13 protein-coding genes, 1 tRNA gene and 1 pseudogene are annotated in these 13,616 nt (G+C 70.5%); 7 read left to right on the forward strand and 8 right to left on the reverse strand.

Annotated features, from left to right (window positions below):
* Positions 1–18 precede the first annotated feature (18 nt).
* From ABZ896_RS05010 to ABZ896_RS05020, 3 genes are all read left to right on the forward strand, one after another.
* Positions 19–909 carry an aminoglycoside phosphotransferase family protein gene (locus ABZ896_RS05010; RefSeq protein ID WP_360922053.1) on the forward strand — a complete coding sequence of 297 codons (891 nt, stop codon included), beginning with the start codon at positions 19–21 and terminating at the stop codon, positions 907–909.
* 62 nt (positions 910–971) lie between these two features.
* Positions 972–1,454 (forward strand): GNAT family N-acetyltransferase, encoded by a 483-nt coding sequence (locus ABZ896_RS05015; RefSeq protein WP_360922056.1) that lies wholly within the window; start codon positions 972–974, stop codon positions 1,452–1,454.
* Positions 1,444–2,517, forward strand: a complete 1,074-nt coding sequence (locus tag ABZ896_RS05020) for a DUF4037 domain-containing protein (RefSeq protein ID WP_360922059.1) — start codon at positions 1,444–1,446, stop codon at positions 2,515–2,517. Before ABZ896_RS05015 ends, ABZ896_RS05020 begins: the two co-directional genes overlap by 11 nt.
* A 15-nt stretch (positions 2,518–2,532) precedes the next feature.
* Here the strand turns inward: ABZ896_RS05020 and ABZ896_RS05025 are convergent.
* A tRNA-Thr gene (locus ABZ896_RS05025) sits at positions 2,533–2,606 on the reverse strand.
* 191 nt (positions 2,607–2,797) lie between these two features.
* Here ABZ896_RS05025 and ugpC point away from each other — a divergent pair.
* From ugpC to ABZ896_RS05040, 3 genes are all read left to right on the forward strand, one after another.
* Positions 2,798–3,886, forward strand: a complete 1,089-nt coding sequence (gene ugpC, locus ABZ896_RS05030) for a sn-glycerol-3-phosphate ABC transporter ATP-binding protein UgpC (protein ID WP_360922062.1) — start codon at positions 2,798–2,800, stop codon at positions 3,884–3,886.
* A 234-nt stretch (positions 3,887–4,120) separates the two neighbouring features.
* Positions 4,121–4,579 (forward strand): hypothetical protein, encoded by a 459-nt coding sequence (locus tag ABZ896_RS05035; protein WP_360922064.1) that lies wholly within the window; start codon positions 4,121–4,123, stop codon positions 4,577–4,579.
* Positions 4,580–5,017: 438 nt separating this feature from the next.
* A complete protein-coding gene (locus tag ABZ896_RS05040) occupies positions 5,018–5,749 on the forward strand; it encodes a nucleotidyltransferase family protein (protein WP_360922066.1) in 732 nt (243 codons plus the stop codon).
* A gap of 103 nt (positions 5,750–5,852) precedes the next feature.
* Here the strand turns inward: ABZ896_RS05040 and ABZ896_RS05045 are convergent, their stop codons facing one another.
* The 7 genes and pseudogenes from ABZ896_RS05045 to ABZ896_RS05075 form a co-directional block, all read right to left on the reverse strand.
* Complete coding sequence (locus ABZ896_RS05045) at positions 5,853–7,493, reverse strand: DoxX family membrane protein (protein WP_360922069.1); 1,641 nt, start codon at positions 7,491–7,493, stop codon at positions 5,853–5,855.
* Between the two features lie 131 nt (positions 7,494–7,624).
* A pseudogene (locus tag ABZ896_RS05050) lies at positions 7,625–7,735 on the reverse strand (TrmH family RNA methyltransferase); the annotation flags it as partial.
* 88 nt (positions 7,736–7,823) lie between these two features.
* Positions 7,824–8,765, reverse strand: coding sequence for a 23S rRNA (guanosine(2251)-2'-O)-methyltransferase RlmB (rlmB, locus tag ABZ896_RS05055; RefSeq protein WP_360922071.1), 942 nt, complete (start codon positions 8,763–8,765; stop codon positions 7,824–7,826).
* 99 nt (positions 8,766–8,864) lie between these two features.
* A complete protein-coding gene (gene cysS, locus ABZ896_RS05060; RefSeq protein WP_360922075.1) occupies positions 8,865–10,259 on the reverse strand; it encodes a cysteine--tRNA ligase in 1,395 nt (464 codons plus the stop codon).
* Between the two features lie 66 nt (positions 10,260–10,325).
* Positions 10,326–10,811, reverse strand: coding sequence for a 2-C-methyl-D-erythritol 2,4-cyclodiphosphate synthase (gene ispF, locus ABZ896_RS05065; protein WP_360922078.1), 486 nt, complete (start codon positions 10,809–10,811; stop codon positions 10,326–10,328).
* Positions 10,801–11,559, reverse strand: coding sequence for a 2-C-methyl-D-erythritol 4-phosphate cytidylyltransferase (gene ispD, locus ABZ896_RS05070; protein ID WP_360922080.1), 759 nt, complete (start codon positions 11,557–11,559; stop codon positions 10,801–10,803). The genes ispF and ispD overlap by 11 nt, the downstream gene beginning before the upstream one ends.
* Positions 11,560–11,836: 277 nt before the next feature.
* Positions 11,837–12,319 carry a CarD family transcriptional regulator gene (locus ABZ896_RS05075; protein ID WP_003953493.1) on the reverse strand — a complete coding sequence of 161 codons (483 nt, stop codon included), beginning with the start codon at positions 12,317–12,319 and terminating at the stop codon, positions 11,837–11,839.
* A 589-nt stretch (positions 12,320–12,908) separates the two neighbouring features.
* On the opposite strand from ABZ896_RS05075, the gene ABZ896_RS05080 reads away from it, so the two are divergent.
* The gene (locus ABZ896_RS05080) at positions 12,909–13,550 is read left to right on the forward strand and encodes a copper chaperone PCu(A)C (RefSeq protein ID WP_360922083.1); all 642 of its coding nucleotides are present in this window, start codon (positions 12,909–12,911) and stop codon (positions 13,548–13,550) included.
* Positions 13,551–13,616 lie beyond the last annotated feature (66 nt).

Consider the following 13,616-nt stretch of genomic DNA (forward strand, 5'->3'; position numbering starts at 1 on the left):
GCCGGTAGGGTCCGCAGGGTGATCGACATCCCGGAGGCGCTGGCAGCGACACAGGAGCTTTACAACGGCGAGGCGGGGCGGCGGTTCGTCGCCGGTCTGCCGGCAGTGGCGGAAGAGTTCTTCGACCGCTGGGACCTGAGACCGGACGGCCCCTCCATGCACGGCGTCACCGCGCTCGTCCTGCCGGTCGTCCGCCGCTCCGACGGCACCCCCGCCGTCCTCAAGCTCCAGCTCCTGGACGACGAGAGCGTCGGTGAGCCGGTCGCGCTGCGTCTGTGGGACGGCGACGGGGCCGTACGGCTCCTCGACCACGACCCGGTCACCCACACCATGCTCCTGGAGCGCCTCGACCCCTCCCGCATGCTGTCGACCCTGCCCGGGACTCGTGATGCCGTCCTCGTGATCGCAGGGCTGCTCGCCCATCTGACGTCCCGGCCCGCCCCGGAGGGCATGCGGCGCCTCGGGGACATCGCGGGGGCCATGCTGGAGCGCACTCCGTGGGCCCTGGAGCGCGTTCCGGACTCGGAGACCCGTCGGCTGCTGGCCGACTGCGCGGCCGCCGTGCGCGAGGTCGTGGGCGAGCCCGGTGACCGGTTGCTGCACTGGGATCTGCACGACGAGAACGTCCTCGCCTCCGACCGGGCCCCCTGGCTCGCCATCGACCCCAAACCGCTCGCCGGTGACCCCGGCTTCGAGCTCTGGCCTGCCCTCGACAACCGTTACGAGCCGGACGAGGTCGGCTGGCGATTCGACGCCATGACGGACGTCATGGGCCTGGACCGGGCACGCGCGCGTGCGTGGACGCTGGGACGGCTCCTCCAGAACGCCCTCTGGGACGTCGAGGACGGCCGTGCCGTCGAACCCCGTCAGCTGGACATCGCCCGCCGCCTGCGCGCCTCGGGTGCCTGAGGCGGCCCCATTGGTGCCCGAAGCGAACCATTGGTGCGCGAATCGACCTTCTGGAGCCTGGAATGATCCGTCCCGCCACCCCCGCCGACGTCCCCGTCATCCACGCGCTCATCCGCGAACTCGCCGACTACGAGAAGGCCTTGCACGAGGTGCGGGCCACCGAGGACCAGCTCCATGAGGCCTTCTTCGGCGACCGTCCCGCGGTCTACGCCCATGTGGCGACCGACTCCGAGGACACGGTGGTCGGTTACGCGATCTGGTTCCTCAGCTTCTCCACCTGGCGCGGAGTGCACGGGATCTACCTGGAGGACCTGTACGTCCGCCCCACGGCCCGCGGCGGCGGCCACGGCAAGGCCCTGCTCACCGAACTCGCCCGCATCTGCGTCGAGCGCGGCTACCAGCGCCTCGAATGGTCCGTCCTGAACTGGAACACGCCCGCGATCTCCTTCTACGAGTCCCTCGGCGCGCGTCCCCAGGACGAGTGGACGGTTTACCGGCTGACGGACGAGGAACTCGTGAAGGTTACACGCATGCATGAGCACTGAGCGGGCACGGCTCACTTACATGAGCAACACCCGTACCCCTGTGTTCATCCCGGGCCTCGAACTCGCGCGCCGCTTCTACACCGAGGCCGTACGGCCGTTATTGGAGGAGGCCGCTGCGGGCATACCGCACTCGGCCGCCCGGATAGGCCCCGGCTCCGAGGTCCTCGGCTACGACACCCCGCGCTCGGTCGACCACGAGTGGGGGCCGCGCCTCCAGCTGTTCCTCCGTCCCGGGGACGTCTCCCGGCACGCGGGCCGCATCAGACACGTCCTCGCCGAGCACCTGCCGAAGACGTTCCACGGCTATCCCACGCACTTCGCGCCCACCGGCGAGGCGGCCGACATCCGTGTCATGGCGGCCACGGAGGGGCCCGTCCACCACCGTGTCGAGGTCAGCCACGTCTCCTCGTGGTTCACCCACACCCTCGGCTTCGACCCGACGGCGCCCATCGCCACGGCCGACTGGCTCGCCACGCCCACCCAGCGCCTCGCCGAGGTCACCGGCGGCGCCGTCTTCCACGACGGGCTGCACGTCCTCGCCCCCGCGCGGGCGGCCCTGCGCTGGTACCCGCACGACGTGTGGCTGCACGTCCTGGCCCGCGGGTGGCAGCGCATCGCCGACCAGGAGGCCTTCGTCGGCCGCTGCGGCGAGGTCGGCGACGAGCTCGGTTCGGCCGTGGTCGCGGCCCGGCAGGCGCGGCACCTGATGCGCCTGTGCCTCCTCATGGACCGCCGCTGGCCGCCGTACGCGAAATGGCTCGGCAGTGCCTTCGCCCGTACGTCGGCGGGGCACCGGCTCGTCCCGGTCCTTACGGCGGCTCTGGCGGCGACGGACTGGCACGCGCGCGAGGGGCATCTTGCGGCGGCCTACGAGACGGTCGCCGACCTCCACAACCAGCTCCGCCTGACCGACCGCGTCGACCCCGGGACCCGGCCGTACCACTCGCGCCCTTTTCGGGTCCTGCACGCGGAGCGCTTCACGGAGGCGCTGCGGGCGCGCATCACGGATCCGGCGATCAGAGACCTCCCGCTCACGCGAAAGCCCAGCTCAGACACCGTCTGAGCTGGGCTCGGAAAGAGCCCCCTGTCGGATTCGAACCGACGACCTACGCATTACAAGTGCGTTGCTCTGGCCAGCTGAGCTAAGGAGGCGCCCGTGCAGTGTACCCAGGTCATCAGGGCGCTCTGTCGAAAATTTCCGCGAAGTTCACAGGGGCATAGGTACTGACATACGGGTGAACGCCAGGTACCGTCCAATGCCAGTCCACCTGTGGACTACACCACCACCTTCCTACAACGGATCGTCCGGCACGTTCCTGCCGGTAGAAGGGGGCCTCTGAGCCATGGCCACTGTTTCGTTCGACAAGGCGACCCGTATTTACCCGGGTTCCACGAAGCCCGCCGTCGACGGTCTCGACATCCACATCGAGGACGGCGAGTTCCTCGTCCTGGTCGGCCCGTCCGGCTGTGGCAAGTCCACCTCGCTCCGTATGCTCGCGGGGCTCGAGGACGTCAACGGCGGTGCCATCCGCATCGGTGACCGTGACGTCACGCACCTGCCGCCGAAGGACCGGGACATCGCCATGGTGTTCCAGAACTACGCGCTGTACCCGCACATGACGGTCGCCGACAACATGGGCTTCGCGCTCAAGATCGCCGGCATCAACAAGGCGGAGATCCGGCAGAAGGTCGAGGAGGCCGCGAAGATCCTCGACCTCACCGAGTACCTGGACCGCAAGCCGAAGGCGCTCTCCGGTGGTCAGCGTCAGCGTGTCGCCATGGGTCGCGCCATCGTGCGTGAGCCGCAGGTCTTCCTCATGGACGAGCCGCTGTCGAACCTCGACGCCAAGCTCCGTGTGTCGACGCGTACGCAGATCGCCTCGCTGCAGCGCCGTCTCGGCATCACGACCGTCTACGTCACCCACGACCAGGTCGAGGCCATGACGATGGGCGACCGTGTGGCGGTCCTCAAGGACGGTCTGCTCCAGCAGGTCGACACCCCGCGCAACATGTACGACCGTCCGGCCAACCTCTTCGTCGCCGGCTTCATCGGCTCCCCCGCCATGAACCTGGTCGAGGTCCCGATCGCCGACGGTGGTGTGAAGTTCGGCAAGTCCGTCGTCCCGGTCGACCGTGAGGCGCTCTCCGCCACCACGGACAAGACCGTGACCGTCGGTGTCCGTCCGGAGCACTTCGACGTGGCCGGTCCGGAGTCGGACCAGGGTCTCGCGGTCGTCGTGAACGTCGTCGAGGAGCTCGGCGCCGACGCGTACGTCTACGGCACCGCCAAGGTCGGCGACGACTCCAAGGACCTCGTGGTCCGTGTCAGCGGCCGTGACGTCCCGGAGAAGGGCAGCACGCTCAACGTCGTCCCGCGCGCCGGTGAGACCCACGTGTTCTCGACCTCGACGGGCGAGCGTCTGTCCGACTGACACCGGGCGACCGACCGGGTACATCCCGGGGTAATTCACCCAGGTTGACGAGTAGGGCCCCGCAGAGCGCTGCGGGGCCCTTTTCGTGCCCGGCCGGGCTGCGCCAAATACCCCGGCACACCGGGCATTTCGAGCAGCGTGCGTCAACGCCTTACCCCAAAAACGCCACCATCTCGTCCCCCGAACCGGTGACTAAATGTCGCCAAATCATCACCGGGCGCTACCCTCACACGCGTGAAGCACTCCACTAACCAACAGACGCGTCGCGGTCGGGGCCCCGCCCGCCGGATCGGCCGCTCCCTCGCCCTCGTCCTGCCCGTCGTCCTGGTGCTCTCGGGAACCCTCGCGGTCACCCGGGTCAACTGGACGGGGGATCCCTCCTCCGGCTCGGTGCTCACCGCGTCGGACGCGACGGTGTCGGACGGCAAGGCCCGTAGCGTGCACCGGGCCGCCCAGGACATCCTGCGCGACCAGCTTCTGACCGAGCTCCAGCAGAAGAACCCCGGTATCGCCCTCACGCACCTCCAGGAGGCGGTGAACGAGCGTCCGTCGCTGGCGAAGCACTGCGTGTCCATCGCCCGCGCCCTGGGCCGCGCGGCGGTCCGCGTCTACGGCCCGACCCGCGCCCAGTCCTACGCCCGCCCGGTCTGCGACACGTCCTTCGCGACGGGCGTGGCGGCGGCGCACGGCTAGCGCCGGGGCGGGACGCCTTTCCTCCGGCCCGTACAGCCCACACGGCCCGCCTGGCAGCTCCTACGAGCCTGTCGGGCGGGCCGGTGACGCGGCGGGCCCTCTCGGGCCGGTCGGCCGTGTCGGCTCCCGATTTTCCCCGGCTCACGGCTTTCTCTGACTCGCGGGTTCCTCCGTCTCACGGCTTTCTCAGGCTCGCGGGTTCCTCCGGCTCGCGCCGCCCCTCTAGCTCGGGTGGCTTTCTCCGGCTCGGTCGGCATTCTCCGGCTCGCGTCGCTCCTCCAGCTCGGCTGGCTTTATGCGGCTCGGTCGGCCCCTCCGGCTGGCGCTGCCCCTCCGGCTCGGGCGGCCTTCTCCCGCTCACGGCAGCCCTTCTTCCCGCTCGCGTGGGCGCCCCCGCCCCGCTCCGGCCGCCCGCAGGGTGCGACGTACAGTTTCGGCATGAGTGATCCGAACGCCGTGTCCCGGCCGACCCAGGCCGTGATCCTCGCCGGTGGGCAGGGTTCCCGGCTGCGCCCCTACACCGACGACCGGCCCAAGCCGATGGTCGAGATCCCCGGCACGGGCACGCCGATCATCGGCCACCAGCTCGTCTGGCTCGCCGAGGAGGGCGTGACCGACGTCGTCGTCAGCTGTGGGCATCTCGCCGAGGTGCTCCAGAAGTGGCTGTCCACCGCCGACCTGCCGGTGAACGTCCGTACGGTCGTGGAGACCGAGCCGCTCGGGCGGGGCGGTGGGCTCCGGTACGCCGCGGCGCGTCTTCCGCACCCCGACCGGGCCTGGTATGCGACGAACGGGGACATCTGGACGCGGTTCTCGCTGCGCGAGATGGCCGACTTCCACACGGAGCGGGACGCGGTCGCGACGCTCGCGCTCGCGCGGCCGCGGATCCCCTGGGGCGCCGTGCAGACGGACGGGTTCGGGCACATCACGGACTTCATCGAGTCGCCGCCGTCGACGTTCGAGATCAACGCGGGTGTGTACGTGTTCTCGCCAGCGTTCGCGGAGCTGCTCCCGGAGCGGGGGGACCATGAGCGGACGACGTTTCCGCGTCTCGCGCGGGAGTCGCGGCTCGCCGGGTTCCCGATTCCCCACGGGGCGTACTGGCGGGCCATCGACACGGCGAAGGATCTGACCGAGGCGGCGAAGGAACTGGCCGCGTTGGGGCGCTAGCACCACGTAGGAAAAGGTCCCGCACATCCATCTGTGCGGGACCTTTGTGCGGGCCGTCGGTCTCAGCCGGTGGGCTTGCCCAGGATGTCGCCCACCGGCCCGCCTACCCCAACAGGCCGCCCACCAGGCCCGGTTCGCCGGAGGAGGAGCCTCCGGTGTCGGAGCCGCCTGTGGAGCCGCCGGAGGTACCCGTGCCGCCGGTCGGGCCGGAGGTCGTGCTGGGGGCCTGCTGGGCGGGCGAGGACTGCTGGGGCGAGGTGCGGCCGGTGGTGCCCTGGGTCTGGCTGGGCGCGCCGCCGGTGGCCGTGCCGGTGTCGCGGGTCGCGCCGGGTGCCGTGGAGGCGTCGGCGGACGGGCCGGCGGTGGCGCCGCCGGAGGGGGACGTGGAGGCGGACGGGGTCTTCTTGTGCGGCCGGCCGGGCTCGGAGGGGAGCGGGGAGCCGGGGAGTTCGTTGCGCGGGGCCTCGCCGGGGCCGGGGACGATGATCCGGTCGGCGTCGCGGACGGCACCGCCGAGGACGGAGCCGATCAGCAACGTGAGGCCGGCGACGATCGCGGTGATGAGGGCGCCGCGGCGCAGGACGTAGCGGCGCAGTTCCCAGATGTCGGAGCGGGGTCCGAGGCGGCGCCAGGCGCTGCCGGCGAGGCGGCCGTCGACGGAGTAGACGGGGGCGCCGGCGATGATCAGCGGGGACCAGGCGGCGAGGTAGATGATGTCGGGGGTGTCGTAGGCGGGGACGCTCTTCCAGCTGACGGTGACGAGGAGCGCGGCGGAGAGGCCGGCGCCGACGACCGCGGCGACCCGCTGCCAGCAGCCCAGGATCGTCAGGACGCCGACGATGACCTGGAGGAAGGCGATGACGAGGCCGGATCCGACGGGGTGGTGGAGGGCGAACTGGCGCAGTGGCTCGGCGACTTCCCAGGGGTGCAGGGTGTTGAGCCACTTGACCATGGAGCCGCGTTTGCCGCCGTCGAAGTAGACGGGGTCGCAGAGCTTGCCCATGCCGGCGTAGATGGAGATGAAGCCGAGGAAGATGCGCAGCGGGAGCAGGACGACGCCGAGGTTCATACGGCGGCCGGGGTAGTAGGCGTGCCGGGCCGCTTCGTCGCCGGGGCGCCTCGTGGGGCCGGCGGCGCCAGTCTCGTCGTAGGCCGCCGAGAACTCCGGGTCGGCGTACGCGCGTTCGTCGTCGACGCTGCCAACTGCCCGCATGTTCGGCAGGAGTCGGGTGCCGTCGCCGTCGGGGGTGCGCTGGGCGCCGACGATCGGGGTCTCGACGGTGCGGGTCAACTCGTCGTCGTGGCCGCCCTGGTAGCCGTGGTCGACGTCGACGCGCGGGATGACCTGGGTGGCTCCGGCGTCGGCGGACGGCGGCGCGGTCTCGCCGTGGCGGACGCTGCCGCCCCGCACGGCCTGGAGCAGGCGGATGGCGCCGGTGTCGTCGGGCGCGGACTTGCCGCTCCAGACGACGGGTCGTCGGCGACCCGCACCGGCACTCGCGCCGACGGCCGGCATGTGTGCGGTGTCCTCGGCGGCGCTCAAGTGCCGGGCGATGCTCGGGGATTGACTCCGTCTCGCCGACGCGCCCAACTGCACGCGGAAACTCGCGTGGTTGACGATGATCTGCGCCGGATCGCTCGGCACCTTCACCATGCTCAGCGCGGGAGCGTCATCGAACCCGGAATCGAATCCCGACGAGCGTCCCCCCGTGGGTGTGCGGGGTGTTCTGGTGTCCACACTCATCTAACCGAGTGACGTGTGTTTAGGACACTGCTTTGACCCGCCGGATCTGTCCGGACTCCGTCAAGCTCGCCCGGAAGACCCGGAACACCCCATCCGGGTGACGCCCACGAACACCCGTTCACGCACGCCCGTCACCCGCGTCGCCGGGCCACCTCATACAGCACAATCCCCGCCGCCACACCGGCGTTGAGCGACTCGGCGCCACCCGGCATCGGGATCCGCACCCTGAAGTCGCAGGACCCCTCTTGTCTGCCGCCCTCGCAGCTTCGCGCTTCGCACGGCTGCACCGGCCTCCGACCGGCGGGCTCCGCCAGCCTCCGCCGATCGCCGTCAGCCCCTCCGCCGGGCCACCTCATACAGCACAATCCCCGCCGCCACACCGGCGTTGAGCGACTCGGCGCCACCCGGCATCGGGATCCGCACCCTGAAGTCGCAGGTTTCGCCGACCAGTCGGGACAGGCCCTTGCCCTCGCTGCCGACCACGATGACGACCGGGCCTTCCAGGGCGTCGAGTTCGCCGACCTGGTGCTCGCCGTCGGCGGCGAGGCCGACGACCACGATGCCCGCCTTCTTGTACGCCTCCAGCGCACGGGTCAGGTTGGTGGCGCGGGCGACCGGCGTACGGGCGGCCGTGCCGGCGGAGGTCTTCCACGCACCCGCGGTCATGCCGGCCGCGCGCCGCTCCGGTACGACGACGCCGTGGCCGCCGAACGCGGAGACCGAGCGGACGACCGCGCCGAGGTTGCGGGGGTCGGTCACGCCGTCGAGGGCGACGATGAGCGGGTCCTCGCCGTCGTCGTAGGCGGCGGACGCGAGGTCCTCGGGGTGGGCGTACTCGTACGGCGGGACCTGGAGGACCAGGCCCTGGTGGTTGAGGCCGTTGGTCATGCGGTCGAGCTCGGGGCGGGGGGCCTCCATGAGGTGGATGCCGCCGCGGTCGGCGACGAGCTGGAGCGCCTCGCGGACCCGCTCGTCGTTGTCGATGAACTGCTGGACGTAGAGCGTGACCGCGGGCACGCCCTCGCGCAGCGCCTCGACCACGGGGTTGCGGCCGACGACCATCTCCGAGGTGCCCTTGCCGCCGCGGCCGCGCGGTGCGGGACGGCGTGCGGTCTGCCGCGCCTGCGCGTTGGCGATTCGGTTCTTCTTGTGGCCCTTGCGCATCTCGGCGGGCGGGGTGGGGCCCTTGCCCTCCAGGCCCTTGCGCCGCTGGCCGCCACTGCCGACCTGCGCGCCCTTCTTGCCGGACATGCGGCGGTTGTTGGCTGCCATGACCTACCTGTCCTACGTCGGTGATGTTTTCGTACGTCTATGCAGTGTGCCGCCCGGAGGGCCGGGCGGCACAATCGATCTTCGGTGACCGGGGCGCGGCTAGCGCGGGCCGAGGCTCCAGCGCGGGCCCTGGGGGCTGTCCTCGATGGTGAGTCCGGCCTGGCCGAGCTGGTCGCGGATGGCGTCCGCGGTGGCCCAGTCCTTGCGGCCGCGGGCGGCCTCGCGCTGGTCGAGGACGAGCCTCACGAGGCTGTCGACCACGCCGTGGAGATCCTCGCCGCGGTCGCTCTCGCCGGCCCAGTGGGCGTCGAGCGGGTCCAGGCCGAGGACGCCGAGCATGGCGCGCACCTCGGCGAGGCGGGCGACGGCGGCTTCCTTGTCGTCGGCCGCGAGGGCGCTGTTGCCCTGCCGGACCGTGGTGTGCACGACGGCGAGGGCCTGCGGGACCCCGAAGTCGTCGTCCATGGCCTCGGCGAAGGCGGGCGGCACCTCGGCGGACGGTTCGACGGGACCGGCCTTCTCGACCACCCGCTGCACGAAGCCCTCGATCCGCGCGAACGCGGACTCGGCCTCGCGCAGGGCGTCCTCGCTGTACTCGATCATCGAACGGTAGTGGGGCGTGCCGAGGTAGTAGCGGAGCACGATGGGGCGCCAGGCCTTGACCATCTCGCTGACGAGCACGCTGTTGCCGAGCGACTTGGACATCTTCTCGCCGCTCATGGTGACCCAGGCGTTGTGCACCCAGTACCGGGCGAACTCGTCGCCGTAGGCCTTGGCCTGGGCGATCTCGTTCTCGTGGTGCGGGAAGATCAGGTCCAGGCCGCCGCCGTGGATGTCGAAGGCGGAGCCGAGGTATTTGTGCGCCATGACCGAGCACTCCAGGTGCCAGCCGGGGCGGCCGCGGCCCCACGGGGTCTCCCAGTAGGGCTCGCCGGGCTTGGCCGCCTTCCACATGGCGAAGTCGCGGGGGTCGCGCTTGCCGGAGACGCCCTCGTCGGGCTGGCGCAGGTCGTCGATGTCCTGGTTGGACAGCGACAGGTAGCCCGGGTAGGAGCGCACGTCGAAGTAGATGCTGCCGTCGGCCTCGTACGCGTGGCCGCGCTCGATGAGGCCGCGCATCATCTCGACCATCTCGGTGACATGGCCGGTGGCGCGCGGTTCGTACGTCGGCGGGGGGCAGCCGAGCGCGGCGTAACCGTCGTTGAACACGCGCTCGTTCTCGTAGCCGATGGACCACCACGGGCGGTTCTGCTCGGCCGCCTTGGTGATGATCTTGTCGTCGATGTCCGTGACGTTGCGGATGAAGGTGACGTCGTAGCCGCGGTACTCGAACCAGCGGCGCATGATGTCGAAGTTCAGGCCGGAGCGGATGTGGCCGATGTGCGGGGCCGCCTGCACCGTGGGGCCACAGAGGTAGATCGAGACACAGCCCGGCGTGAGCGGGGCGAAGTCACGGATCTGCCGGGCGCTGGTGTCGTACAGGCGAATAGTCACGATCCCTAGGGTAGTGGGCGTTGTCGAGTGCCCGAGACGGTTGTGGATAACGGTTGTGGGCGAGGGTCAGGCGACCCGTACGACCAGGGCCGTCGCCACCGCCATCAGCCCTTCACCCCTACCGGGGAATCCCAGTCCGTCCGTTGTCGCCCCGGACACCGACACCGGTGCTCCCGCCGCCTCCGACAGGATCTTCTGGGCCTCGTCGCGGCGCTTGCCGATCTTCGGACGCGGTCCTACGACCTGTACGGCGATGTTGCCGATCCGGAAGCCGGCGTCGCGGACGATGCGGGCGGCCTCCGTCAGGAGGGTGACGCCGGAGGCGCCGGACCATTCGGGGCGGCCGGTGCCGAAGTGCTGGCCGAGGTCGCCGAGTCCGGCGGCCGAGAAGAGGGCGTTGCAGGCGGCGTGGGCGACGACGTCCGCGTCGGAGTGCCCGGCGAGACCGGTGCCCTCCCATTTGAGGCCCGCGCACCACAGCTCGCGGCCCTCCTCGAAGGCGTGGATGTCGGTGCCGATGCCCACCTGGGGCAGGACGAGGTCAGAACCCATCGTTGAGCCTCCTGCGCGCCAGAACCGCCTCCGCCAGCACCAGATCCAACGGCCTGGTCACCTTGAACGCCTCCTCGTGGCCGGGCACGACCACGACCGTCGATCCGAGCTGCTCGACCATGCTCGCGTCGTCGGTGACGTCCTCGGTGACCGTCTCGTGGGCGCGGACCAGGGTGGCCCGGTCGAAGCCCTGCGGGGTCTGTACGGCGCGCAGGCGCGCGCGGACCGGGGTCGCGACCACCGGCTCGGGCTCACCGGGGGCCGGCTCGACCTCTTTGACGGTGTCCGCGAGGGGCAGCGCGGGCACGACGGCCACCGCTCCTTCCCGTACCGCCTCGATGACCGCGTCGACGGTGTCGACGGGGACGAGGGGGCGGGCCGCGTCGTGGACGAGGACGATGTCGTAGTCCGGGGGCAGGGCGTCCAGGCCGAGCCTGACGGAGTCCTGGCGTTCGGCGCCGCCCGGGACGACGACGAAGTCGGTGCGCTCGGGCAGCGCGTGGGCGTCGAGGAGGGACTTGACCTCGGCGGCGCCGTCGGGCGGGGCCACGACGACGACCAGGGAGACGGCCCGGGAGGCGGCCATCGCGCGGACCGCGTGGATGAGCATGGGGGTGCCGTTCAGCGCGCGGAGCGCTTTGGGGGCGCCCGGGCCGAGGCGTACGCCCCGGCCGGCGGCCGGAATCACGACCGCCGTACGGGCGTTGGGCCGTTCTTCCGCGGTCGATGGGCGCGAAACGTCAGACATCGGTTCCTGTCAGGTTTGTGTGCTCGGCCAAGGTGGGTACGGAGTCAGCGTGCCGGGCGCGACGCCTTGACCGGACCCTTCCGTGACACGGTCGAGCCTGCTGCCCGGGCCCGGCACGCCCAGTATCGGGGGTGCACCCCCGGGAGGAACACGCTTACGGCGCCGGAGACGAACATGCCGCAGCGCCCGGCGACAGCTTTCGCGTCATCGGGCACCGCGGCATTTCAGTGTTCTGCTGCTGAGCTGAGCGGGCTTGCTGCTGCCTGCACAGGGACGCTCAGGAGGCGAGAACCTCGTCGAGCAGGGCTTCGGCCTTGTCCTCGTTCGTGTTCTCCGCGAGGGCGAGTTCGCTCACCAGGATCTGCCGAGCCTTGGCGAGCATGCGCTTCTCACCTGCGGAGAGTCCGCGCTCGCGCTCACGACGCCACAGGTCACGCACGACTTCCGCGACCTTGATGACATCGCCGGAGGCGAGCTTCTCCAGGTTTGCCTTGTAACGACGGGACCAGTTAGTGGGCTCCTCGGCGTACGGCGCGCGCAGCACCTCGAAGACCCGGTCCAGCCCGTCCTGACCGACCACATCACGCACGCCGACGAACTCCGCATTGTCCGCTGGCACACGTACCGTCAGGTCACCCTGGGCGACCTTCAGCACCAAGTAGGTCTTGTCCACGCCTTTGATCTGGCGAGTTTCGATGGCCTCGATCAGCGCGGCCCCGTGATGGGGATAGACCACGGTGTCGCCAACCTTGAACGTCATGTGACAGGTACCCCTTCCGTGGCTATCCAGGGTAACACGGAAACGGCGGGTTCTGAATGGCGTTTTCGCAGGTCAGGGCATATCTCGGGGCTTGACAACAGCAACAGGAACGTGCTGCGGAGGGCGAGCGGAAGAGGGTATTCGCAGGTCGGAGCGGCTCTCCGGGGGAGGTGAAACGCGTACGTTACACACATCCGGAGGCCCGTCCGAGCGGACTAACGTCCCCAAATGTCCGGTTCCATGTGTGCGACTTCCGCTACTCCGTTCGGTGTCCGTCGGCCGCTTCCGCGCCGATTCCGGAATTGATCACGGAGGCCGCGGGATCACAGGGTGATCAATTCCGAGGGCGATCCCGCATTCCTTCACTGAAAATTTGCCGCCGGGTCTCGGCGGCGCTTATGTGAATGCCGGACTAGCGCCGGAGTGCGCGACCAAAGTGACTCACGAGTCACTTGTGCACGGAGTGACACGCCTCTTGGGGAGGGTCGGGTGCGGCCGGGCGGGAACGGCTCGGTAACCTAAGGCCGCTGACAGACACTTAGCGCGGCTTTATGGGCCGCCTCGCTCAAGTCAAGGAGTTGCCGCCGCCGTGAGCAGCAGCCTTCGACGCGGCGCCCTCGCCGCCTCCGCCATCGCGTTCTCGGTCGCCGCGCTCTCCGCGTGCGCGGCCGGCAACAACGCCCAGACGCTGGAGGTCAAGCCGGACAACGCGGCGACCACCGTCGGGACCATCAAGCTCCAGAACGTCGTGGTGATCACCCAGCCCAACGACGAGGACGGCCAGACCAAGGGTCCGGCCGCCGTCTCCGCCACCGTCTTCAACACCGGCGACGAGCCCCAGACCCTCGACTCCATCAGCGTCGACGGCGGCGGCAGCGCCGAGATCAAGGCCGCCAAGGGCAAGGGCGCGGTCTCCGTCCCGGCGCACGGCTCCATCGTCCTCGGCGGCAAGGGCAACGCCTCCGCGGCCCTGAGCGAACTGGGCGAGGGCATCAAGGACGGCAACGCCCAGAAGATCACCTTCACGTTCAGCGAAACGGGTGACGTGAGCCTGCGCGCCTTCGTCGTCCCGGCCGACAGCTACTACGAGAAGTGGGGCCCCTCGGCGGTGCCGTCGACCCCGGCGGCGACGGGCAAGCCGTCGGCGACCCCGACCGGCTCGGCGACCCCCTCGGGCGCGGCCACGCCGACCGACGCGGCCTCCGCGAGCGCGACGGCCGAGAGCCACTGAGCAGTCGTACGAGAAAGGGCGGGACCTCCTGAGGAGGGCCCGCCCTTCGTCGTACGGCAGCTGCTG

It is taken from the genome of Streptomyces sp. NPDC047072, assembly GCF_040643855.1.
In the GTDB taxonomy this organism is placed as follows: Bacteria; Actinomycetota; Actinomycetes; order Streptomycetales; family Streptomycetaceae; genus Streptomyces.